The sequence below is a fragment of the Pseudarthrobacter sp. CCNWLW207 genome (assembly GCF_037203945.1).
In the GTDB taxonomy this organism is placed as follows: domain Bacteria; phylum Actinomycetota; class Actinomycetes; order Actinomycetales; family Micrococcaceae; genus Arthrobacter.
In genome coordinates this window covers 235288-257649 of the sequence record NZ_JBBCBS010000001.1, presented here as the reverse complement: position 1 = coordinate 257649, position 22362 = coordinate 235288, and the positions used below count along the sequence as shown (strand labels likewise).

The following is a 22362-nucleotide window of genomic DNA, read 5'->3' as shown; positions in this document are numbered from 1 at the left end:
CCCGCAAAGAAGGGGAGGAAAAAATACTAAGTAGGCTTTTCTTTCGATGATAAGCATGCTTATCGTATAGGGGCAGTTATAGCGGAAACCTCAAGAAGATGGGGCGGATGCCAGCCTTTCCGGACACCGATGTAGTTCGGGTTGGTGGATCAACCGCAAGCCAGGAAACCATCCAAAGGAGAAGTCATGCTCACGAGGGAAAGCATCGAAAACCTGCTCAACCGGGGAGGAAACGTCATCGGAGCCGACGGCGAGAAGATCGGCTCGATCGGCCAGTTGTACGCCGACGACGACACGGGCGAGCCCACCTGGGTCACCGTCAAGACCGGGCTCTTCGGCACACACGAGTCGTTCGTTCCGGTGGAAGGCGCCCGGGCCGAAGGCGATGACCTCGTGGTCCCGTACACGAAAGACCATGTTAAAGACGCCCCGCGGGTGGATACGGACGGGCACCTTGAACCCGAGGAAGAGGACCGTCTCTACGCCCACTACGAACGCGAGGCCCGAACATACTCCGAGACGCGCTCCGATACCGACAGGGACACCGACTATGCAGGCGATGCCGACCTGAATGCGGGCACCCGGGCTGCCGGCGCCGTCGGCCACGACACGTCGGGTCCCACGACGGACGACGCCATGACCCGCTCCGAAGAGCGCCTGCGCGTCGGCACAGAGCGGCAGGCCGCAGGCCGCGTCCGGCTTCGGAAGTACGTCACCACGGAGAATGTCACCAAGACTGTGCCCGTGCAGCGCGAGGAAGTCCGCTTGGAGCGCGAGCCGATCACGGAAGCCAACCGTGGAGCGGCCATGTCCGGTCCGGACATCAGTGAAGAGGAACACGAGGTGACCCTCCACGAGGAACGCCCCGTGGTCGAGAAGGAAACCGTTCCGGTGGAGCGGGTACGCCTCGACAAGGACGTGGTCACGGATGACGTTACGGTCAATGACGAAGTCCGCAAGGAGCGCATCGAGACGGACGGTCTTGAGGGCAAGCGCGACATCGACGACATGCGCCGCTGACGCACCTCCGGGGGCCGTCGGCTGACAGCCGCTGACTTCCGGGTCTCTGGTACGCGATCGACGCCGGGAGCCGCCGTGAGCGGCCCCGGCGTCTTCGTGCCGCCGTTGTGATTGCCGTTACTTGCAGCACTTGCCGCAGAAACTTTAGGAGGCACAAGGAAAGCCGGTGCAGCTGTCCGCGTCACCGCGCCAACTGCACCAGCCCTTAGGACGAATATTCAGAATTTATTGAACTAACCTCATACGCGGCTCCTATTTCCCGGGTTCGGTTCCGGGTTACCTTCTGTCGCTGGCCATGTTGCGGGACAACAGCCAGCCACCAGCAATCATCGCAACGCCCAGCACCAGGTGCGCCCAGTTGTCAGCCATGTTGAACGACAGGAAATTGGCTGCCGAATCAACACCCACACTGAGCCCAAAAATGGCAAGGACGATGTACAGCGCGCCGGCGCCCAAGAGGAAATTACGCGCGCCATGTTCGGTCCGGGACATCGCCCAGCCCGTTGCGCCGATGGCCAGTTGCACAATATTGAGCAGCATGGACACCTGGAACAAACCAAGGAACATGGCGTGGGAATCAGGCCCAAGGAACATCAATTCGCTGTACTGCGTGGTGACGCCCGGGACAAAGCCCAGGATGCCCACCACGACCAAGAGAATACCTACACCCATGCCGGCATTCTGGACGTCTGCGCGCCCGAAATGAACGCCGTGTGCATGTGGGGATGCGGTAGTCATTTTTCTGCCTCCAACCACTGATTGCGGACATTCCAATTTTACGGCTGACCTGTGAAAAAAGCGCTGTAGGGCCCTGGCGCGGGCCGACTGGCGCACTGCAGCTACGAACTCTGGTGAGCCGGGTCTCGTAGGCGCGCTAAGCCTGTCGTAGACCCGTGGGAAGGCCGCTCCGTGACACCATGGAACACGATGAAACTGCGCGCTGATCAGACCGGAGACCGAGGCCTTCCCATGCCCTTATGGCTGCAGGGGGCGCTTGAAACGGCGCAGGCAGCCATCATTTCGGCCCTCGTGGTGATCGCGCCGATCATCGCCGTCTGGGCTACCGCCGGTTTCCAGAACGCCGAGTTCGACATCCTGGCCAGGCTTGCGGGCCAGGCGTGGCTGCTGATCCACGGCGTTCCCCTGGTACTGGCCGACGTCGGGTCTGGCGCGGCCGGCAGCGCAGGGTCCGGCATGCTGACCCTGGTTCCCCTCGGACTGACACTGATCCCGTTCCTGCTCGCGTGGCGGGCAGGGCGGCGGCTGGCGCGCGCTTCGTACACTGACCAGCTATGGCAGGCCCTGCTGGGGTCCTGGATGGTCTATGCCGCCTTCGGCGCGGCCACCGGATTCGTGTGCCGTACCGCCGACGTCGTCATCAACCTCTGGTACGCCATGCTGGTCCCGCTGATCCCTTACGCACTGGGGATGGTGGTGGGTGCCCGGCGCGAGGCAGGGTCGTGGAGCCGGCTGATCGGTGTGGACGCCGTGGCCTGGATCTCCCGCACCAGCCAGCATTCCCGCTGGGCTGGTTCCTATCTGGCCTCCGCAGCCAAGGCCGGATTCGTGGCGTTGGCATCGGCCCTGGCGCTCGCGTGCGTGTTACTTGCTGCGGACCTGTTTATTCATTGGAACCTGGTGGTGGCGGTCTATGAAGCGCTCGACGCCGGCGCCCTGGGAGGTGCGGCGCTGACCATCGCGCAACTCGGGTACCTCCCCAACCTCGCCGTCTTTGCCCTCGCCTGGACATCCGGATCCGGGTTTGCCATGGGCGTTGGTTCGCAGGTGGGCCCGCTCGGAACCGCCACCGGGCCCCTGCCGTCCATTCCCGTCTTCGCTGCCATCCCTGCAGGTTCGCTGGACTACGGGTTTGTGGCGCTGGTGGTGCCGGTTCTGGCGGGCTTGCTGGCGGGCTGGTGGTTCCTGCGCGAAGGGGAGAACCACTTCGACGAGTGGCTTTCCATCAAGATCCACGCCCGCTGGTTCACAGCGACCGTGTCGACGCTGGCGCTCGGCGTGCTGGTCGGTGTAGTCGCCGGGTTGCTGTCCGCGGCACTGGCCTGGCTGGCACGCGGATCAGCCGGCCTGGGACGCCTAACGGATATCGGGCCGGACCCGCTGTGGACCGCAGCCTGGGTGGCCGCTGAGGTGGGCATCGGCGTCGTGATCGGGTACGCGGCAGGACCGTGGTTGGAACGCCAGCAGCAGGTGGAAGAGGAAGCGGAGCTGGCGCTCTAGCTGCCGGCCTCAGGGCAGGCGCGGCAGCGAGTTCTCCATCTGGACCCTGCAGGAGGACATCGCCTGGTCCGTGATGGCCTGTCGGATGCACTGCTGGTAATCGCGGAACTCATCGAAGAACACGGACGCCGCCAGGATGACCACCACCATGACCAGCGAAACCACCAGCCCGGAGATGGTGCCGACCAGCACTAGCTTGGACTCCTTGAGCCGGACCGCGCGGATCAGCAGCAGGATGCCCAGGACAAAGCTGGCTGCCGTCAGGATGCCGGTGAGCCAGAGGTAGCTGACGTCGAGCTGGAAGACGAAAAAGGCTCCCAGCACGGTGACGATGAACGCCCGGAACAGATTGTGCGTGGTGCTCAGCGAGCTCTTGGCTGCCTCGCTGAGCGGTGGTTTGGTCCGCTGCCGACCAGCGGGTTCCGGGAGGGAGTTCATGTTTTCAAGCCTACGCGAGCCTGCCCATAAGCTAGACCCATGCGCATCGTAGTCCTCGTATCCGGTACTGGCTCCAATCTCCAGGCAGTCATCGACGCCGTCAAATCCGGGGAGCTGGACGTGGAGATCGCTGCCGTGGGCTCCGACCGCGAGGGGACATACGGCGTCGAACGCGCTTCCGAGGCGGGACTGGAGACATTCGTGGTCAACTTCAACTCGTTCCCCACCCGCGCCGAATGGGATGAAGCGCTGACCGCGAGGGTGGCGTCCTACGCCCCGGACGTGGTGGTCTCCTCCGGCTTCATGCGCATTGTCAGCGCCGAGTTCATCGATGCATTCCACGGCAGGTACCTCAACACGCATCCGGCGCTGCTGCCTTCATTCCCGGGCGCCCACGGTGTCCGCGACGCCCTGGCCTACGGCGTGAAGGTCACCGGCTGCACGGTGCACTGGGCCGATGCAGGGGTGGACACAGGGCCCATCATTGCCCAGGAAGCTGTGACGGTCGAGGACTCCGACACCGAGGAATCCCTGCACGAACGCATCAAAGTGGTGGAGCGCCGCCTCCTGGTCTCCACGCTCGCAGCCCTCGCCGCGGCTCCTGTGTCCTAACCGCCTTCCCCGCCCCGACACCCCTCCCGTTACCCCTCCCAACTAGGTAGCAGCTGATGTCGTTTTGGGCCTTCAAAACGACATCAGCTGCTACCTAGTTGGGCCAGTGGGGCGTACCTGTGGATAACTTATGCGGCCCGGCGCAAAATTTGCCACGATGGCCCCATGAAAACTCCGCAGCCACTGCCGGGACAGCTGCGTGCGGCGGCATTTACTTTCCAGGAAGCGGTCGACGCCGGTGCAACAGTTGCGCGTCTGCGGCACCGTTCGTTGGTCGTACCGAGCCGAGGGGTCAGGCAGCCAGCGCACCACACGTTCGCCGAACAAGCGTCGGCAGTCCGGCCGCTGACGTTGGTCACGGAATTTTCGGCTGCTTCCCATGCGACGGCGTTCAATTTGTGGGAGTTTCCGGGCTTCCTTCCGGGCGCGGACGAACCCCTCACCCACATCTCCAGGCCGGACAACTTGGCCATGCCCCGCCGCACCGGAGTCCGGGGGCATCGAGGCCAGTTCTTTGCCGATGAAATCGTCAGTCACAACGGCCTCCTGATCACCTCGCGAACCAGGACCTGGCTGGACTGCTCCCGAAAGATGAGCATCGAGGAACTGACCGTTGTTGCCGATCACTTGCTGAGGATTCCGAGGCCGCACTTCGAAGCGAGATCGGAACCGTTCGCAACGCGCGAGGACCTTGCTGACATGCTCGACCGGCACAAGGGGACACCCGGTATCCAGAAGGCACGCGTTGCCCTGGACCTGGCGCGCGTGGGCTCGGATTCCGCCCCGGAAACGAGGCTTCGGCTGGAACTCGTGTATGCCGGCCTGCCCGAAGCTCAACTGAACGTGCCCACAGCTCTGAGCGCCGGCGTCGTGCGTGAACCGGACCTGGCCTATCCGGAACAAAAGGTGGCCGTGGAGTACGACGGCGAAGTCCATTCCGAGGCGGCGCAGATCGTCCGGGACATCGCAAGGGAGGAAGATTTTGTGCGGGCCGGCTGGTTGCTGGTCCGAATTTCCAATTGCCACATGCTGAATGATGCCAGGGCCGCCGTCGCCAAAGTCCGCTCAGCGCTTACGAGCCGCGGCTGGTCACCCAAGTAGGTAGCAGCAGATGTCGTTTTGAGCCCCCAAAACGACATCTGCTGCTACTTAGTTGGGGAGGGGAGGGAGGATTTACTCGAGGCGGCGCTGTTTGGTCTCCGGGGAGAAGAACGCCATCCACAGCACGGCCACCAGGACCAGCCCGCCGGCAAGTGCGAAGGAGGTGGCAAGGCCCAGCTCCGGCCAGAAATAGTTCGCGAAAATGAGCGGGCCGAAGCCTGCGCCCAACCTGGAGAACGTCGACGCCCAGCCGAACCCGGTGCCGCGTAGCTCCGTCGGGTAGAGCTCGGAAACGTAGGCGTAGAGCACCGGGATGGCCACCTGGACCACGAAGCCGAACACCAGCAGCCAGAACACCGCGGCCGTGGGGATGTCCACCACAATCGCCACGATCACCAGGGTCAGGGCTGAAAGCGGCCCTGTGATTGCGAGGATCCACTTGCGGCCCACCCGTTCCACCAGCAGCGCGGCTACGATCACACCCAGAAGTCCGACGGCGGCCATGGACGCCGTGGTCACGAACGCCTTGTACTCAGCGAAGCCGGCACCGATGAGGATCCGCGGCATCCACGTCAGCGACAGGTAATACACCAGCAGGATGCTGAAGAACAGGGCCCAGGCCGTGGCCGTGATCTTCCAGTTGAACTGCCACACCAGCCGCAACTGGTGCCAGGCGCTGCCGGCGGACAGCCGCGGAACTTCCTGGGCATCGGGCAGGCTGTAGGCGCGGGGTTCGGCACCGGTTGCGGCCACCAGGCCGTCGATGACCTTCGCGGCTTCCTCGCGCCGTCCCTTGCGGATGAGGAACAGGGGGGATTCCGGGACACTCCGGCGGACCCAGAACACCAGGAGCGCCGGCAACACCATGACCAGCATGGTCAGACGCCAATCGCCGAACACGGCCACCAGTCCCGCGGAGACAAAGCCTGCCAGGGCGGCGCCGACAGGCCACCAGCCGTCCATGGCAGTGAGGACCTTCCCACGCTGTTTCCGCGGAGTGAACTCACCCACCAGCGCGTAGTCCACCGGGATACAGCCACCCAGTCCAAAGCCGGCCATGAAGCGGAAAACGCAGAACCAAACAAAGTCGGGGGAGAAAGCACCGAGGACCGTGAAAAGCGAGAAAATCAGCAACGTGGCTGTGAAGGCCTTCTTGCGCCCGATGGTGTCCGCTATGGTGCCCCACACAAAGGCACCCAGCGCCATCCCGATCAGGTTCGCCGTACCCACCCACGCAACCTCGCCCGGGGCCAGGGCCCAGTGCGTGGACAGCAGGGGAATGAGGATGCCGTTCAGCGTCACGTCCCAGGCATCGAACATGAAACCCAGCCCCCCGATGAGGAAAATCCGCCCCTGGACCTTCCACCGCCACGGCAGTTCCTGGACCACCTGTTCGCCGCTGGGCACAGTGGTGTAAGTATTCATTTTGGCCTCCTGTGAAAACTCTATCCGTGCCCACAGACCTTCACACTCCGCCGGGCAAACGGGGGAAGTCCGGCAACGCGATAAACTGGCCGTATCCCCACCAACCGCGGCACTGTTCCGCGAGATAAGACGGAGACTTTTGTGAGCTTCACGCAGCTTGACCGTGTTCCCATCCGCCGGGCCCTCATCTCGGTATACGACAAGACCGGTCTGGAGGAGCTCGCCAAGGGCCTGCACGCAGCGGGCGTGAAGATCGTATCCACCGGCTCCACGGCCAAGAAGATCGCCGAGGCCGGCATCCCGGTCCAGGAAGTCGAGGAAGTCACCGGCTCCCCGGAGATGCTTGACGGCCGCGTCAAGACCCTGCACCCCCGCGTGCACGGCGGCATCCTGGCCGACCGTCGCGTCCCGGCACACATGGAAACCCTCGCCGGCATGGAGATCGAAACCTTCGACCTCGTGGTAGTGAACCTCTACCCGTTCGTGGAAACCGTCAAGTCCGGTGCCGCGCAGGACGACGTCGTCGAACAGATCGACATCGGCGGGCCCGCCATGGTGCGCTCCGCTGCGAAGAACCACGCCGCCGTCGCCATTGTCGTTGACCCCGGTTTCTACGGCGAAGTGGTCACAGCCGCGGCCGAGGGCGGCTTTGACCTAAAAACGCGACGCCGGCTCGCAGCCAAGGCTTTCGCCCACACCGCCACGTACGACAACGCCGTGGCCACGTGGACCGCCAGCCAGTTCCTGGACGAGGACGGCGACGGCGTCATCGACTGGCCTGCCTACGCAGGCGTTGCGCTGGAGCGCTCAGAGGTCCTCCGCTACGGCGAAAATCCCCACCAGCAGGCCGCACTGTACGTTGACAAGGCCGCTCCTGCGGGCATCGCACAGGCGGACCAGCTGCACGGCAAGGCGATGAGCTACAACAACTTCGTCGACGCCGATGCCGCCCTCCGCGCTGCATTCGACTTCGCCGAGCCGGCTGTCGCCGTTATCAAGCACGCCAACCCGTGCGGTGTGGCCGTCGGTTCAGCCGATGCTGAAGACCCGATCGCCGACGCCCACGCCAAAGCCCACGCCTGCGATCCCGTCTCGGCCTTTGGTGGTGTCATTGCCGCCAACCGCACGGTCTCCGCCGGAATGGCCCGCACCGTGGCCAACATCTTCACCGAGGTGGTCATCGCGCCGGCTTTCGAGCCGGAGGCTGTGGAGATCCTGTCCAAGAAGAAGAACATCCGCCTCCTCGCCCTGCCCGAAGGCTACGGCCGCTACCCGGCGGAAATGCGTCAGGTTTCCGGTGGTGTCCTGGTGCAGATGTCGGACAAGGTGGACGCCGACGGCGACAACCCCGCCAACTGGACTCTCGCCGCCGGTGACGCCGCAGATGAGAAGACTCTGGCAGACCTCGCCTTCGCCTGGACCGCCTGCCGCGCTGCCAAGTCGAATGCCATCCTGATCGCCGCGGACGGTGCAGCCGTGGGTATCGGGATGGGCCAGGTCAACCGCCTGGACTCCTGCCGCCTCGCTGTGGAGCGTGCCAACACTCTGGGCGTGAAAGTGGAGTCCGACGTCGAAGGTGCCGGCGGTGCCTCGAACGCCGCCGCGAGCGGCGCACCAGAGCGGGCCCGCGGCGCAGTGGCTGCCTCGGACGCGTTCTTCCCGTTCGCCGACGGCCTGCAGATCCTGATCGACGCCGGCGTCCGCGCCGTGGTCCAGCCGGGCGGTTCCGTCCGGGACGAGGAAGTCATCGCTGCGGCCAACGCGGCCGGCATCACCATGTACTTCACGGGTGCCCGCCACTTCTTCCACTAGTCCCCACCAGCACCCTCGCCTCGCAGGCTCGGCCAGGGAAACCTGGCGGCGTGGGCCCGGTTAAAGCCCGACGGCGTCCGTCCCCCTTTGAGGGGGACGGACGCCGTCGCGCTTTAACTGCTGGTTACTGCTCACCGCATGAGGATCCGCGCCCCGCTGCTTGAGGCGCGGACCCCTCCTCCGGAAGCCGGAGCTCCCGGGGCCTGGCTTCCGCCATCCGCTCATCCGTCCAGTACTCGAGGATCTCCTCGTGCGACTGATCCGTTTTGCTGTGGCTAACGGTGTCCTCCTGTGGCGAGGATTCCTTAGGAGGCGGCCGCACTCGTGTAGGTCTGCTGGATGACGGTGCCCCAGTATGGGCCGTACATGACCGGTGACCGGCTGTAACCGTAGCTGTTGATGGAGTTCTGGAGGCCGCCGGCGTTGCTTCCGATGAACCACGGACCGCCTGAGGACCCGCCGGTCATGTCGCAGCTGATGCCCTGGGTGAGGAACTGCGGGTTGTTGGGATCGTTGGACGCCGGGCCGTAGCAGCTCTTGAGGCTCTCACCGTTGAAGGGTGAAGCGGCGGGGTAGCCGTAGGCCTTGTAGGTCAGGCCTCGGGCAGCGTTGAATTCGACGCCGGATTCGTTCACGACGTCTGATAGGAAGTTGCCATTGAGGGTGTTCATGACAGCGAACCCGGTGTCGTACTGCATGTTGCCGTCGTTGCTCCACTGGGCGGGGGCGTAGAGGGCCTTTGCGGTCCACTTGCCGTAGGGGGCGGCACCGTTCAGGTAGGCGGGAACGAAGATGAAGTTCGTGGCGAATGCTCCCGGCCCCTCGTTGAGGCAGTGGCCGGCGGTGGAAACGGTGCTCTTGTTGTTCGAGACCACGGCATTGCCGGAGCAGACATAGTTGCTCCCGGCGAGGGTGAAGAAGACCTTGCCAATATGGTCCACGGGGTTTTCGCTGACGGCGATGGTGGTCTTGCCCTTGCCAGCCTGGATCTTGGTGTTGTTGCCTTTCTCCACGGGCGCGGCGCTGCTGTTGCCCCGTTCCAGTGCCTTGCCCGCCAGGACATCGCCGGGAATGGCGTTGCGCATGCGGTCGGCGGTCCAGTAATCTGCGGCTCCCGTGCTGTCCACGACGGCGCTGGTGACGGAGGGTTGCTCCTTGTCACTGGATGCGGAGGGTGCTGCCGTCGCCCCGCCGGCCGTGGTCAACGCCAGCAGTGCGGCTGCGGAAAGGCTCAGAAAGCTGGTAGCCAGAGACCTCGTACGTGTCATGGTTGTCCTGTCTAAACGGGTGGGGGAGGGCTCCAGTCAAGCCCGCCGAGTGACCTACCGAATTTATCCGCATATGACAAGTTTGTAAATAGTAGTGACGTCTCATGTATGGTGCGGTCCCTGACCTGCGTGAAAGCCGCAGCAGGCCCACAAACATTCCGCATAATGTTCTGAAACCACGTTCCAGCTCTGGCGGTAACTCCTAGCAGCGGAGTAATTTGAGCCACAGCATTGGCTGTCCGACTGGGCTCCGGACCTAATAGAGATTGGGGTCCTCGTCATGTTTTCCTTCCGCAAGTCCGGCAAGAAACCCGCCCTCAACGGCCGCCATTTCTCCGCTGCCGAGACGCAGCCGGCAGCTGTTGACCTCGCAGCTCAGGCGGTAACCTTCCAACTCCGTGACGTTGACCCGGTCCACACCTTCACCTCAACGGAGGAATTGCGCGGCCGGGATGCCAAGTATGTGCAGGTCTGGCCCAGTGATGTTCCCCACAGGCGGCGCTGACTGCTCCCACGCCGTCACCGGCGACTCCCGCAACCAAAGCGCGACGACGGCCTGCCCGCCTGGGCGTGCGACCGCCGTCGTGCGTTTTCCAACGCTGTAATCCGGCAGTAATGGAGCGGCGCCAAAGCTCGCGGGTAGGGTTCAAAGCCGCGTCCTCGGGTAAGTTAACCATGGTGAAATAGACCGGATTTGAAAAAAATCAGCCGACCTTCAGGGAGACGCCCGCGCATGTCCAAGATTATCTATACCCACACCGACGAAGCGCCGATGCTGGCTACCTATTCGTTTTTGCCGATCATCGAGGCGTTTGCTTCGACCGCAGGTGTGGAGGTGGAGACCCGTGACATTTCGCTCGCAGGCCGCATCATCTCCGTGTTCGGTGACTACCTCACCCCGGAACAGCAGATCGGTGACGCCCTTGCTGAACTGGGTGCACTGGCAAAGACGCCCGAAGCCAACATCATCAAGCTGCCCAACATCAGCGCTTCCATCCCACAGCTGAAGGCCGCCATCGCCGAGCTCCAGGGCCAGGGCTACAACCTGCCGGATTACCCGGACAACCCTTCCTCGGACGAGGAAACGGCCATCCGCTCCCGCTACGACAAAATCAAGGGCTCCGCCGTGAACCCTGTCCTGCGCGAAGGCAACTCGGACCGTCGGGCGCCGCTGTCCGTCAAGAACTACGCCCGCCAGAACCCGCACTCCATGGGTGCGTGGTCCGCGGACTCCAAGACCAACGTGGCCACCATGGGCAAAGACGACTTCCGCTCCAACGAGAAGTCCGTGGTTATTGAGTCTGAGGGCACCGTCGCCATCCAGCTGGTTCGCGAAGACGGCTCGGTCAAGGTCCTGAAGAAGGCCTTCCCCGTTTTGGCCGGAGAAGTTATTGACGGCACGGTCATGCGCGCCGCCGCCTTGGACGAGTTCCTGGCAGCACAAGTGGCCCGTGCCAAGGAAGAGGGAGTCCTCTTCTCTGCACACCTGAAAGCCACCATGATGAAGGTCTCGGACCCCATCATCTTCGGCCACGTGGTGAAGGCATACTTCTCCGAACTGTTCGACACTTATGGCAAGCAGCTCGCCGCCGCCGGCATCAGCCCCAACAATGGCCTCGCCGCCATCTTGAGCAGCCTCGAAGACCTGCCTGAAGACGTCCGTGAGGGCGTCCAGGCACTCATCAAGAAGGGCCTCGAAGAGGGTCCCGCCCTTGCGATGGTGGACTCGGACAAGGGCATCACTACCCTGAACGTCCCCTCCGATGTCATTGTGGACGCCTCTATGCCCGCCATGATCCGCAGCTCCGGCCACATGTGGGGTCCCGACGGCAAGGAAGCCGACACCCTGGCCGTACTGCCGGACAGCTCCTACGCCGGCATCTACCAGGTTGTTGTGGACGACTGCCGCGCCCACGGCGCCTACGACCCCACCACCATGGGCACCGTCCCGAACGTGGGCCTCATGGCCCAGGCCGCTGAGGAATACGGCAGCCACGACAAGACGTTCGAGATCCAGGAAGCCGGAACAGTGCAGATCGTTGACGCGTCCGGCGCCGTGCTGATCGAACACGAGGTAGCTCCGGGCGACATCTGGCGCGCATGCCAGACCAAGGATGCCCCCATCCGCGACTGGGTCAAACTGGCAGTTACCCGTGCCCGCGCGTCGAAGACGCCCGCAGTGTTCTGGCTGGACGAGACCCGCGCACACGACGCCAACCTCATCGCCAAGGTCAAGGAGTACCTCAAGGACCACGACACCGAAGGCCTGGACATCCAGATCATGTCTCCGGTGAAGGCCACGGCGTTCACCCTGGAGCGCATCCGCAAGGGCGAAGACACCATCTCCGTGTCCGGCAACGTGCTCCGGGACTATCTCACGGACCTGTTCCCGATCCTGGAATTGGGCACCAGCGCCAAGATGCTCTCCGTTGTCCCGCTGATGAACGGCGGCGGGCTCTTCGAGACAGGCGCTGGCGGATCCGCCCCCAAGCACGTCCAGCAGCTGCTCAAGGAAAACCACCTTCGCTGGGACAGCCTGGGTGAGTTCCTTGCCCTGGCCGTCAGTTTCGAACATCTGGCCACCACCACGGACAACGCCCGCGCCCAGATCCTGGCTGACACCCTGGACAAGGCCACCGGCACGTTCCTGCTGGAGAACAAATCCCCGAGCCGCCGCGCCGGCGAGCTGGACAACCGCGGCAGCCACTACTTCCTCGCCCGTTACTGGGCCGAGGAACTGGCCAAGCAGACCGAGGACGCCGACCTCGCGGCATCGTTCTTTGCAGTGGCCAACGAGCTGTCCTCCAAGGAGGAGACCATCGTGGGTGAACTGGCTGCGGTCCAGGGCTCGCCGGTGGACATTGGGGGCTACTACCGTCCGGACGAGGCCAAGGCCTCCGCTGTCATGCGTCCGTCGGCCACGCTGAACCAAGTTATTGCAACCTTGAACTAGGTCCAAGCCAGACGAAACAAGAGGCGGTGCCCCGGGAAACCGGGGCACCGCCTCTTGTCAGTCGTTCTCCTTGCCCTTGCCTTTGCCGTCGTTGCCTTTGCCGTCGGCCGGCGCCGGTGCCGCGGGGGCGGGGGCTTCCTTTGCGGCTTGAGCAGCAGCTTCGGCTTCGGCCTGCACCTGTGCTGCGGCAGCTTCCGCTGCAGCCTTCGCCGCGGCGGCGTCGGCCACCGCTTTGGCTGCCGCAAGGTCAGCCCGGACAGCGGTGGCGGCGGTCATGATGCTCCGCCTGCGGTCTTCGGATACCTGTCCGTTCCCGACGGCGGAGGCTAGATCTGCCTCAAGACTGTCCAAAGCGGCAAGCCCGCTCGCCGGATCATTGCCCGCCGCGGCCTGGGTCACGCCAAGAACACGTTGCTGGAGTTGCCGGGCGGCGTCGGGCTTGAGGCCGTTATCCGCGGAGCCGCAACCCGCCAGGAACACGGCGAGTAGAAGCGCCGCCCCAGCGGCCACGGCCCGGGCGGCGGTTATGCGACGGTGTCCGTTAGGGGCAGGACTCATGGCTCGACGCTCTCCTGAAGCTGCTTGAGGTGGTCACCCAAGGTGCCGGTGACGGACGGGTACGGGACGACGTCGGGCGTTGGCTGTGGTGCCAGGCTGAACGTCAGTGCAGCTGCGATGGCTCCTATGGTGAGGATGCCCAGGACGAGCACGAGCCAGATTCGCTTTCCGGCGTGGCGAAGCCGGGAGAGTACCGGGACTCGGCCGCGTGCTTCTGAACCGCTGGACGCTGCCGCTTCGGCCATGTGCTCCTGGTAGCCGGGGAGCTTGGTTTCAGTGGTAATTGTCGGGGGCCTGAACGGCATGGCCGGAAGCACCCGCGTGGTTTCCGGTGCGAGCTCGCCAGGTGCGGAGACGGGGGATACGAGGGCCTGGCGTAGTGCCGTTTCCACATCCGCTGCTGTAGGGCGTTCCAACGGTTCGACAGCAGTCATCGAGCGGATGAGGTCAGCCCACTCCGCCGGCACGTCGTCTGGTATTTCCGGTGCACGATGAATCCTGGCCACAGCAGATTCGACGGCACTTCCCGGGTACTCTATGGTCTGCTTGATGCATTCCAGGAGGACAAGGCCCAGCGAATAGATATCCGTTGCCGGTGACAGGGGAGCCCCCATGGCCTGCTCCGGACTGAGGTACGCGGCCGTGCCCACCAGGGTTCCGGTGGTGGTAAGCCGTGTTGAGTCCGCGATCCTGGCGATGCCAAAATCCGTCAGTTTGGGCCGCAGGGGTTCCCCCGGACGGATCTGCACCAACAGGATGTTGCCTGGTTTGATGTCGCGATGGATGATGCCCAGGCTGTGCACGTAGGCCAAGGCATCGGCGATTCCTGCACCAATGACGGCGAGCTCGTCCAGCGGAACTGCACTGTGCCTGATTCGGCTGCGAAGGTCTTGCCCGTCCACCAGCTCCATTGTCAGGAACGGCCGGGGCTCATCCGGGATGCGGGTATCGATTCCGGCGTCGAACAGTGTTACCAGGCTTGGATGGTTAAGGGTTGCCAGCAGCTGGATTTCGGCTTCCTGCCGCTTGAGTTCATCGGAGTCCGGGGCCTGCGGCGCGAAGAGCTTCAGTGCCACATCCCGGCCAAGGTGCTCGTCCCTGGCACAGTACACCGATGACATGCCGCCCCGGCCGATCACTTCTCCCAGGCGATACCGTCCGCCAACCACTTCATTCTTGATGGAGCTAGGCGAATCCGCCACCATGACCAGCTCCCTCCGGTGCGCTGCGGCACTATTGTTCCTAAATTATACCGGCCGGTAACGCCTCCTGGAGTGGTTATCGTGCGCGCCTGCGGTCCGGGTGCAGAGGCATGGAGGCCTTCGCACCCGGACCACTGGTCACAAGGACATGTGCTATCTGGCTGGCGGCCACCTCCTTTCGCCGGCTGCCGCGTACGGCAGCGATTGTTGGTGCTTGTCGAGTTTCAGAACCTCTTGATCCATCTTCTGATTGTTAGGACGTCTTGCGACGGCGGAACATCAGCAGGCCTGTAACCAGCAGGAGCAGGGCGACGGGGATCAGCGATGCATCGATTCCTGTCTTGGCCAGCGTGGCGGTGCCGCCCTGGCCTGTGGTGCTGCCCCTGGCGTTGCCCAGGGTGTTGGCCGCTGCGGATGCCGAGCCTGCAGTGGTGCCGGTGGTGCCCCCAGCCGGGACAACGGTGATTCCGGTGCTGTCAGAGCCGGTGGTACCGGTGGTGGTGCCGGTATTTCCGGTGGTGCCGGTGGTGCCGGTTCCCGGGGTATCGGTGCCGCCGGTAGTGCCCGTTCCGCCCGGCGTTCCCGTGCCCGGCGTTTCGGTTCCTGGGGTCTCAGTGCCGGGTGTTTCCGTACCGGGAGTGACACTGCCGTCAGTGGCGCCTCCGATGATGACGGATCCACCGACGCCGGCTGTCACGTCATCCAAAAGACCTGAGGTGTCCAGACCCAGGTCGACATCAACTGCGGCGTCCAGGCCACCACCGGTGGTGCCGGTAGTGCCGTCGGTGCCGAGGCCGAGGCCGAGGCCCAGGTCGACGGCGGCGGCCACATCGGCTGTGGTGTCGGTGCCGGTCAGGCTGCCGTTGCCGAGGCCGAGGTTGATGTCGGCTGCGGCGGCCACGTCGGCTGTGGTGTCGGTGCCGGTCAGGCTGCCGTTACCGAGGCCGAGTGCGACGTCGGCTGCGACGGCCACGTCGGCGGTGGTGTCGGTGCCGGTCAGATTGCCGTTACCGAGGCCGAGGTTGATGTCGGCTGCGGCGGCCACGTCGGCGGTGGTTCCGCCGTCGTTAGTCCCGCCGAGGACGCTGTTGCCGAGGCCGAGGTTGATGTCGGCTGCGGCGGCCACGTCGGCTGTGGTGTCGGTGCCGGTCAGGCTGCCGTTTCCAAGGCCGAGGTTGACGTCGACCACAGCGGCAACATCCGCGGTATCCGACGGCGTTGGGTCACCCAGCAGGCCCAACGACGTCGTGTTCGCGGATGTCGCCGCTGAGACCAGGGCGGATGCGGTGAGGTCCGATCCGCTGGTTGTATCCGCAGCGTTGGCTGCGGTGGCGCCGAGGGCTAGGAGCCCGCCGGCAAAGAGGGTGCTAAGCAGCCCTCTGCGAAGGTTGGAATGCATGGTTTTGTCTCCTGAGAAGTTGATGTGGGGCGCAGGTAAGCAACCCTTTTGCCTTGTCCTGCCACGGAATGGCAGGCAGGGCTCAACTAGTCAGGAGAGGAACCGGGGTCGAATGACACCGGTGAGGGGGCATGCTCAGAGGATCCGCTGACCGGGAAAGCGCCCGGGAGCAGGAAATCAAGATCAAGGTCGTTCAGCCAGGCGGCCGAGCCTGAGGGGCCCGACGGCGGTGCTCCGCTCCCAGCCCCGGAACTGGGGCCGGAAGGTGCCGGTGAAGGACTGCCTGCAAGTGGTAGCTCAGGCTCCGAGGCGGCAGTCGTGGGCGCGCCAGGGGAGGAAGATGTTCCGGCAAGGGCAGCCACAGGAGAGGCCGGGAAGCCTGCTGTGCTGGCAGCCCCGGGAAGTTGCTCCAGAATGATCCCTGAGAAATTACCAGAGGCGGTCGGATCCGCCAGCGAGTCACCCTCGTTCAGAATGCTTGCGGAATCAGTAGTAACGGATCCGCTGTCCGGGACGCTGGGCAGGGTTACGGGCAAGGGAACAGCTCCCGTGACCAAGTCCGAGACTGGCTGCACCAGAGGCTCAAGAACTGGAACCGCGCCAACGAGCGGCGGAGCGACAGTTTCCACCAGTCCCGCGGCGGCGTCATCGGCCACAACAGCAACAGGGACGACAACAGTGGAGACCGTGCCCGCAGGAACAACCTCGTTCACGACCGGGACGGCCGTGACCAACTGGTCTGTGGCGCCGGTGAGTGTGCCCGCCACGGGCCGCAGGAGTCCGGGCGATGGCACGGGCTGAGGGGCCGGTGTCGCAACCTCGGGCAGGGACGGCAGCGTGCTTGCCAGCGGGGCTGCGAGGGACGAAACCGACGAAGTTACCCCGCCCAGTAGCGAACCCGAATCGGGCGAATCGGCAGATGCGGCAGTGGTGGAAAGCGTCAGCCAAGTGAGTGTGGCGGCTCCAGCGAGGAGAACTGGCCGGAGCGCACGCCATGGCGATAGACCTCTAGCCATGCGTACCACCCCCAGAGCGGATCAACCGACGATGTTTACATCGTAAGACCGCTTATTGATCGAAGTCCATGAAAAAATCAACAAATTCCCATCAAATTGACTTTCTTTGTCATTCATATTCAGTCGGCCCTAATGCGCGTCGTTTGGGTAGCTGACACCGAGTTGGGCTCGCACGCCATCGAAAAGGCGCATGGTGTTCAGGGAATCCTCGAGGGGCATAACGGGGCTTTCGACAAGCCCTTGCTGGATGCAGCGTGTCACTTCGCGGAGTTCATAGGTGTAGCCCCGACCGACGACGTCGAACACTTCGCGGCGGAGTTCCCCGCGGCCTATCCGGACCAGCAGTTCGCTCGGATTGTTGATGGAGCCCACGCTTTGGAGGTATCCCAGGCTTCCGGCCACTGTTGCGATCCGTGGACCGTGTGCCAACAGCGACGACGTCAGCTGGACTTGGGCGCCGTGGTTGTAACCGAGAGTCATCGCATTTTGGGCGTCCACGCCGTCGTCGTTGACAACGCCAGTGGCACTGACGGTCTGCGGGAAACCGAGGGTTCCCAGCGCCCAGAGCAGCGGGTAGACGGAGATGTCCAGCAGCGCCCCGCCGCCGTCCTGCCTCGCCCAAAGCCTGGACGTGGGGGAGTACGGCGCGGGGAAGCCCAGATCGGCGCTGACCCAGTGCACATCACCCAGTTCCCCTGAGGCAGCGATGTCGAAGGCGCGTTGCATGGCCGGCAGGAACCGGCTCCAGATCGCTTCCATCAGGAAGAGGTTCTTTTTGCGGGCCACGGCAATGAGCTCGCTGGCTTCGCGGGCGTTGATCGTCAAGGCCTTTTCGCACAGGACGTGTTTCCCGGCGTTCAGGGCAGCGAGGACAATCTGGTGGTGCTGGGCGTGGGGCGTGGCCACATACACGACGTCAATCGAATCATTGGCGAGGAGCCGCTGGTAGCCGTGGACGCCGTCGTCGTCCCCGTATCCCTTGGCGAACCCGTAGGCCGCGGCGAAGTTGTCCGCAGTCTCCTGGCTGCGGGAACTGACGGCGTAGAGCTCGGCGTCGGCCAGGAGGGCCAGATCTTCGGACACGGACCGGGCGATGCCGCCGGTGGCTACTACTCCCCACTTCAGGGTGTTGCCGGTAGCGGACCTGGGGTCCTGGTCGGACTGGCTGGACAGCCACGGTTTGGCGATAGGCGCACTCATGAGAGCCATCCTCTCATTGCAGTGAGAGGGTCCGGGAAAAACCTGTAGGAAGTGAGGGAGGGTCCCTGGGCGGACCCTCCCTTTCGCTATGCCGGGGTTGCCACCGCCGAACGGGTGCGGGCAGCCTCTTCCGTCAGCTTGCCCTGCTGCAGCCTGAAGCGGCGGTCCGCCTTGTTGGCTAGCGCCCGGTCGTGGGTGACCACCAGGATGGTGGTGTTGTGCTCCCGGCTGAGCGAACTGAGGAGCTCGATGATGTGATCACCGGTCTGTTCGTCCAGGTTGCCTGTTGGTTCGTCCGCCAGGATCAGTTGGGGTTCATTGGCCAGAGCACGGGCAATCGCCACGCGCTGCTGCTCGCCGCCCGAGAGCCGGTTGATCCGCCGTACTTGTTTGTCCGGGTCCAGCTGCACCTGTTCGAGAAGATCCTTTGCCCGCTGGAGGCGTCCGGCCTTGCGCATCCCGGCGAACTCCATCGGAAGCATCACGTTGTCCACCGCGGAGAGATTCGGGATGAGGTTGAACTGCTGGAACACAAAGCCGATGTCCCGGCGTCGGTATTCGGTCAGCTTCCCGTCCGGCATGCTCGCCAGGCTCACACCGTTCACGACGACGTCGCCGCTGGTGGGCTTGTCCAGCGCACCCAGGAGGGACAACAGGGTGCTCTTGCCGCTGCCGCTCTTGCCGACGATGGACGCCAACGTGCCCTGCTCGAGTTCAAAACTCACATTGTTGACTGGCTTGATGGTGCGGTCGCCCGAGTTGAAGGTGCGGACCAGGTTCTTGACTTCAATCATGGCTATTCTCCTCGCAGGACTTCGATGGGGCGGATGCGGGCCGTGAGCAGCGCGGGGACAAGCGCGCCGATGATGGCGACTCCGAATACTGCGGCTATTCCGGCGGCAATGACGCCGGGGGAAGCGCTGGCGGTGACGGAGGTAAGCAGCTGGGAGGCTCCGCCGAACGGTCCGCCGGAAGGAAGGCCAGCGCCGCCAGGGAAGCCTGCGCCGCCGCCCGGCAAACCGGCGCCGCCAGCTGCCCCGGCCATGACGGCCCCGGGGCCGGTGGGGGCCGCCGTCGTGGTGTTGGTGCTGATCAGCGCCGAGGCGATGCCGCCGCTGGCGAAGGATGCGATCGCGGCACCCACGGCGCTGCCCATGGCAACCAGGACGAGGGCTTCGAGCACGAACTGCAGGCCGATGGTGCGGTTGGGTGCGCCGATGGCCTTGAGGACACCGATCTCCCGGCGGCGTTCGCGGACCAGCATGACCATGATCAGCAAGATGATGAGCCCAGCCGTGCCGAGAGCTGCAACGAAGGCGATGAAGGAGATGTTCCTGACGCTGCCGAGGGAGCTGACCGCCGTCTCCAGGTTCTGGCCCTGGGTGACATCAGCCTTGTCGGTGCCGAGGGCCGTCTCCAGGGCAGCCTTCGTGGACTGAACATTTTCCAACGAGTCCACGGTCACAATCATGCTGGACAGCTCGTCGGGCAGCTCCGCCAGGTTCTGCGCCGTCGGAAGAGTTACGTAAAGGGCGTTGTTGCCGAACGTCGTGCCGGAATCGAACAGGCCCGCCACGGTGTAGGTCTGGTCATTGATGGTGAACGTGGACCCCACCGAGAGCCCGTTCTTTTCCGCGAGTGTGGTGCCCAGCAGGGCGTTGGCCGATTCCGCGGTGTAGTCGCCCAGACCTGATCCGTCAGTGATGGTCAGCGCTTTGCCGGTGCTGTCCATCTCCGCGCCGATGCCGGTGGCGGTGATCGGCAGCGAGCGGGCAGGCTGCGTGGTGGTGGTGCCGGTGGCACCCGTAGTGCCGTTGGCCGCCTGGTTGCGGTTGCCCAGCGTGCCGGCATCAATGGCGGCTGTCAGGCTGGTGGTCAGTGTAGTTGCGGACGTGCCCCCGGGTCCGCCGCCCTGGCCTCCGCCGGGGCCTGCCGGGGCGCCGGCGGCCGTCTGGGCGGCAGCCTCGGCAGCGTTCCGGAGCCTGAGGGAAGTGGTCCCGACGACGGAACTGACGTTGGGAACGGCAGCGGCGGTGGCGGCCTGCTCGGTTGTCAGCGGCTCGCCGCCACCTTCGAAGCCCTGGCCTCCGGCGGGGTTGACGGTCAGGACAGTCCCGACGGAGGCATTCAGCTCCTGGACTTTGGCGCTCACGGCCTGGTTGGCCACCAGCATGGCCAGTGCCAGACCGATGGCCACTGCCAGGACCGCAACGACTGCAGCCGTTCGAACCTTGTTTCTGAAGGCATTGCCTACACTCCGGGCAAGGACGCTCACTGTACTCCTAGGATCTCGGCCGGCGGAAAGACCGGCGTTCTGATCCCAGACTCGTGCCCGTCCCTGTGCGGAAAACGTGGCGAACCTATGTTTGCGCTGTGAAGCCGTTCTTGTTTGAAGAGCGGCAAAAAAGGACACCCCTTGACAGCTTTGTCACGGCCGACGTAAGAATAGTAGTGCCACTCGGAAAGCGTTTTCTGAGCGGCGGTTCCCCGAAATCTGTATCCGCACCCGACTAGGCATGTGGTCTGTTTGGCATGCCGGAAATAAAGGCCAATGACGTCCTCCATACGTTTCAAATCCACGTCCCATTCGAGACTTGCCCGTCCTCGCCTCGCCGGAGCAGTGGTGGCGTCCGCCTCGGTGCTGGCGCTCGCTGCCGGGCTCGCTGTTGCCGGACCCGCCGACGCAGCACCCGGAACCAGGGCGCCTGGTGGCACAGCGGCTTCGTCCCTGACTGGAGGGGGCGTCATCCGCGCCGACGACGCGGCACCCACCGGCTGGGCCGCCGTCGACGGCGTCACGAACGGCGGGGCGGGCGCTCCGGCCGAAAACCGCTACGAGGTGGGCACGCTGGCAGAGCTGAAGGCAGCGCTGGCCAACCGTGGTGAACCGAAAGCGCCCAAAATCATCTATGTCCGCGGAACCATCGACGGCAACCAGACACCGGACGGGCGCATTCTCGGGGAGCAGTACTATGCGCCCGGCTACGACATCAACAAGTACATGTCCTGCTTCGGTCCGGACGGCAGGACCTGGAGCGACCAGACCTTCGATTACTGCAGGTCCATGCGCCAGCTGCGCCAGACGGGCAGCAACAACATGAAGCGGCAGATCGAGGTGAGCGTCCCCAGCAACACCACATTGATGGGCCTCGGTAATGGCGCGGGGTTTGTAGGTGCAAACATCGTGATCCTGAGCGCCACGAACGTGGTGGTGCGCAACCTCAGCGTGGAGGCACCCGTGGACTTCTTCACCACGTGGTCCCCGGACGACGGCCAGGGCGCCTGGAACGCGCGGTTCGACGCCCTGTCCTCAGTCACGTCAGACCATCTCTGGATCGATCACGTCCGGCTGACCGACGGACGATACCCGGACAGTGAGGCGCCCATGGGGTTCCGGGGCAAGCCCGCCAACCGGCATGACGGTTTGCTGGACCTCAAGGACGGCACCGATTATGTGACCATTTCCAACAGCAAACTGCACAACCACGACAAGACGATGCTGCTCGGCTCCGGCGACGAGCACGTGGACAAGGACGGCGGCAAGCTGCGCGTCAGCTACATCGGCAACCTGATGGAGAACATCCAGCAGCGCGGCCCCCGCGTCAGGTTCGGCAAGGTGCACGTGGTGAACAACTACTTTGTGGGCAGCACCGACCATCAGCAGTACCCGATGGTCAGTAAGGCACAGGGCGGCAGCAGCTACTTCCTGGGCGCAGGCTACGAGTCCAGGATTTTCTCCGAGTACAACGCCTTCGACTACACGGGACCCGGCGCGGACGCATCCATCATGGTCAGCAGCTACAACGGGCACCGCTTCAGCGACACCGGGTCGTGGTTCAACGGAGCCCCGGCGGACCTGAAGTCCGTGGCCCGGGCCTCCTACGAAACCAACCGGGCGGAGGCACTGGCAGAGGCGGAACTGAGCGGCACACCCGCACCGGACTGGACCGCTTGGGACTTCACCACCGACGTCGGCTGGCACCCGGCGGACGCGTACGGCTACAGGGCCTTCACCACGCCGCAGGCTGTGCGCAACCACGCACTGCACTTCACAGGGCCGGGCGTCCTACGCGTGGACGGCCCGGCGTCGTAGTTCTAAAACGGCAAAGTTGGGCGCACG

General features: G+C 64.3%; 19 protein-coding genes. 8 read left to right on the top strand and 11 right to left on the bottom strand.

Features of this window, described 5'->3' with window-relative positions:
- Window positions 1-186: 186 nt before the first annotated feature.
- Complete coding sequence (locus V9L17_RS01025; protein WP_337350089.1) at window positions 187-1020, top strand: PRC and DUF2382 domain-containing protein; 834 nt, start codon at window positions 187-189, stop codon at window positions 1018-1020.
- 276 nt (window positions 1021-1296) lie between these two features.
- Here V9L17_RS01025 and V9L17_RS01020 read toward each other — a convergent pair whose 3' ends face one another.
- Window positions 1297-1758 (bottom strand): DUF4383 domain-containing protein, encoded by a 462-nt coding sequence (locus V9L17_RS01020; RefSeq protein WP_337346717.1) that lies wholly within the window; start codon window positions 1756-1758, stop codon window positions 1297-1299.
- 189 nt (window positions 1759-1947) lie between these two features.
- On the opposite strand from V9L17_RS01020, the gene V9L17_RS01015 reads away from it, so the two are divergent.
- Window positions 1948-3258 (top strand): cell division protein PerM, encoded by a 1311-nt coding sequence (locus V9L17_RS01015; RefSeq protein WP_337350088.1) that lies wholly within the window; start codon window positions 1948-1950, stop codon window positions 3256-3258.
- A gap of 9 nt (window positions 3259-3267) precedes the next feature.
- On the opposite strand, the gene V9L17_RS01010 is transcribed toward V9L17_RS01015, so the two are convergent.
- Window positions 3268-3696, bottom strand: coding sequence for a hypothetical protein (locus V9L17_RS01010; protein WP_337346715.1), 429 nt, complete (start codon window positions 3694-3696; stop codon window positions 3268-3270).
- Between the two features lie 39 nt (window positions 3697-3735).
- On the opposite strand from V9L17_RS01010, the gene purN reads away from it, so the two are divergent.
- Together purN and V9L17_RS01000 are read left to right on the top strand one after the other, a co-directional pair.
- A complete protein-coding gene (gene purN / locus V9L17_RS01005; protein WP_337346714.1) occupies window positions 3736-4308 on the top strand; it encodes a phosphoribosylglycinamide formyltransferase in 573 nt (190 codons plus the stop codon).
- A 165-nt stretch (window positions 4309-4473) separates the two neighbouring features.
- The gene (locus tag V9L17_RS01000) at window positions 4474-5409 is read left to right on the top strand and encodes a DUF559 domain-containing protein (RefSeq protein ID WP_337350087.1); all 936 of its coding nucleotides are present in this window, start codon (window positions 4474-4476) and stop codon (window positions 5407-5409) included.
- A gap of 72 nt (window positions 5410-5481) precedes the next feature.
- On the opposite strand, the gene V9L17_RS00995 is transcribed toward V9L17_RS01000, so the two are convergent.
- Window positions 5482-6834 carry an MFS transporter gene (locus V9L17_RS00995; RefSeq protein ID WP_337350086.1) on the bottom strand — a complete coding sequence of 451 codons (1353 nt, stop codon included), beginning with the start codon at window positions 6832-6834 and terminating at the stop codon, window positions 5482-5484.
- A 141-nt stretch (window positions 6835-6975) separates the two neighbouring features.
- On the opposite strand from V9L17_RS00995, the gene purH reads away from it, so the two are divergent.
- Window positions 6976-8646, top strand: coding sequence for a bifunctional phosphoribosylaminoimidazolecarboxamide formyltransferase/IMP cyclohydrolase (gene purH / locus V9L17_RS00990; protein ID WP_337350085.1), 1671 nt, complete (start codon window positions 6976-6978; stop codon window positions 8644-8646).
- A 305-nt stretch (window positions 8647-8951) separates the two neighbouring features.
- On the opposite strand, the gene V9L17_RS00985 is transcribed toward purH, so the two are convergent.
- Window positions 8952-9914: a trypsin-like serine peptidase gene (locus V9L17_RS00985; RefSeq protein WP_337350084.1), complete on the bottom strand. Its 963-nt coding sequence runs from the start codon at window positions 9912-9914 to the stop codon at window positions 8952-8954.
- Between the two features lie 280 nt (window positions 9915-10194).
- Here V9L17_RS00985 and V9L17_RS00980 point away from each other — a divergent pair, with 280 nt between their 5' ends.
- Window positions 10195-10419 (top strand): hypothetical protein, encoded by a 225-nt coding sequence (locus V9L17_RS00980; protein ID WP_337350083.1) that lies wholly within the window; start codon window positions 10195-10197, stop codon window positions 10417-10419.
- A 228-nt stretch (window positions 10420-10647) separates the two neighbouring features.
- Window positions 10648-12867 (top strand): NADP-dependent isocitrate dehydrogenase, encoded by a 2220-nt coding sequence (locus V9L17_RS00975; RefSeq protein ID WP_337350082.1) that lies wholly within the window; start codon window positions 10648-10650, stop codon window positions 12865-12867.
- Window positions 12868-12924: 57 nt separating this feature from the next.
- Here the strand turns inward: V9L17_RS00975 and V9L17_RS00970 are convergent, their stop codons facing one another.
- From V9L17_RS00970 to V9L17_RS00940, 7 genes are all read right to left on the bottom strand, one after another.
- The gene (locus V9L17_RS00970; protein ID WP_337350081.1) at window positions 12925-13425 is read right to left on the bottom strand and encodes a hypothetical protein; all 501 of its coding nucleotides are present in this window, start codon (window positions 13423-13425) and stop codon (window positions 12925-12927) included.
- On the bottom strand, window positions 13422-14630 hold the full coding sequence (locus V9L17_RS00965) for a serine/threonine-protein kinase (protein WP_337346706.1): 1209 nt from the start codon (window positions 14628-14630) through the stop codon (window positions 13422-13424). Before V9L17_RS00965 ends, V9L17_RS00970 begins: the two co-directional genes overlap by 4 nt.
- Before the next feature lie 250 nt (window positions 14631-14880).
- Window positions 14881-16026: a hypothetical protein gene (locus V9L17_RS00960; RefSeq protein ID WP_337350080.1), complete on the bottom strand. Its 1146-nt coding sequence runs from the start codon at window positions 16024-16026 to the stop codon at window positions 14881-14883.
- 86 nt (window positions 16027-16112) lie between these two features.
- Window positions 16113-17042, bottom strand: coding sequence for a hypothetical protein (locus V9L17_RS00955; protein WP_337350079.1), 930 nt, complete (start codon window positions 17040-17042; stop codon window positions 16113-16115).
- A 129-nt stretch (window positions 17043-17171) separates the two neighbouring features.
- Window positions 17172-18242 carry a Gfo/Idh/MocA family protein gene (locus V9L17_RS00950; RefSeq protein WP_337350078.1) on the bottom strand — a complete coding sequence of 357 codons (1071 nt, stop codon included), beginning with the start codon at window positions 18240-18242 and terminating at the stop codon, window positions 17172-17174.
- A gap of 86 nt (window positions 18243-18328) precedes the next feature.
- Window positions 18329-19036: an ABC transporter ATP-binding protein gene (locus V9L17_RS00945; protein ID WP_337350077.1), complete on the bottom strand. Its 708-nt coding sequence runs from the start codon at window positions 19034-19036 to the stop codon at window positions 18329-18331.
- Between the two features lie 2 nt (window positions 19037-19038).
- A complete protein-coding gene (locus tag V9L17_RS00940; protein WP_337350076.1) occupies window positions 19039-20517 on the bottom strand; it encodes an ABC transporter permease in 1479 nt (492 codons plus the stop codon).
- A gap of 276 nt (window positions 20518-20793) precedes the next feature.
- Between V9L17_RS00940 and V9L17_RS00935 the strand changes: the two genes are divergently transcribed.
- Complete coding sequence (locus tag V9L17_RS00935; RefSeq protein ID WP_337350075.1) at window positions 20794-22335, top strand: pectate lyase family protein; 1542 nt, start codon at window positions 20794-20796, stop codon at window positions 22333-22335.
- The last annotated feature ends 27 nt before the right edge of the window (window positions 22336-22362 follow it).

Bases quoted from the DNA above. Each gene is read 5' to 3' on its own strand.
- purN (WP_337346714.1), top strand. From the start codon at position 3,736: ATGCGCATCGTAGTCCTCGTATCCGGTACTGGCTCCAATCTCCAGGCA.
- V9L17_RS00975 (WP_337350082.1), top strand. From the start codon at position 10,648: ATGTCCAAGATTATCTATACCCACACCGACGAAGCGCCGATGCTGGCT.
- V9L17_RS00985 (WP_337350084.1), bottom strand. From the start codon at position 9,914: ATGACACGTACGAGGTCTCTGGCTACCAGCTTTCTGAGCCTTTCCGCA.
- V9L17_RS00960 (WP_337350080.1), bottom strand. From the start codon at position 16,026: ATGCATTCCAACCTTCGCAGAGGGCTGCTTAGCACCCTCTTTGCCGGC.
- V9L17_RS00980 (WP_337350083.1), top strand. From the start codon at position 10,195: ATGTTTTCCTTCCGCAAGTCCGGCAAGAAACCCGCCCTCAACGGCCGC.
- V9L17_RS00950 (WP_337350078.1), bottom strand. From the start codon at position 18,242: ATGAGTGCGCCTATCGCCAAACCGTGGCTGTCCAGCCAGTCCGACCAG.
- V9L17_RS01015 (WP_337350088.1), top strand. From the start codon at position 1,948: ATGAAACTGCGCGCTGATCAGACCGGAGACCGAGGCCTTCCCATGCCC.
- V9L17_RS00995 (WP_337350086.1), bottom strand. From the start codon at position 6,834: ATGAATACTTACACCACTGTGCCCAGCGGCGAACAGGTGGTCCAGGAA.
- V9L17_RS01020 (WP_337346717.1), bottom strand. From the start codon at position 1,758: ATGACTACCGCATCCCCACATGCACACGGCGTTCATTTCGGGCGCGCA.
- V9L17_RS00935 (WP_337350075.1), top strand. From the start codon at position 20,794: ATGACGTCCTCCATACGTTTCAAATCCACGTCCCATTCGAGACTTGCC.
- V9L17_RS01025 (WP_337350089.1), top strand. From the start codon at position 187: ATGCTCACGAGGGAAAGCATCGAAAACCTGCTCAACCGGGGAGGAAAC.
- V9L17_RS00970 (WP_337350081.1), bottom strand. From the start codon at position 13,425: ATGAGTCCTGCCCCTAACGGACACCGTCGCATAACCGCCGCCCGGGCC.
- V9L17_RS00965 (WP_337346706.1), bottom strand. From the start codon at position 14,630: ATGGTGGCGGATTCGCCTAGCTCCATCAAGAATGAAGTGGTTGGCGGA.
- V9L17_RS01010 (WP_337346715.1), bottom strand. From the start codon at position 3,696: ATGAACTCCCTCCCGGAACCCGCTGGTCGGCAGCGGACCAAACCACCG.
- V9L17_RS00945 (WP_337350077.1), bottom strand. From the start codon at position 19,036: ATGATTGAAGTCAAGAACCTGGTCCGCACCTTCAACTCGGGCGACCGC.
- V9L17_RS00955 (WP_337350079.1), bottom strand. From the start codon at position 17,042: ATGGCTAGAGGTCTATCGCCATGGCGTGCGCTCCGGCCAGTTCTCCTC.
- V9L17_RS01000 (WP_337350087.1), top strand. From the start codon at position 4,474: ATGAAAACTCCGCAGCCACTGCCGGGACAGCTGCGTGCGGCGGCATTT.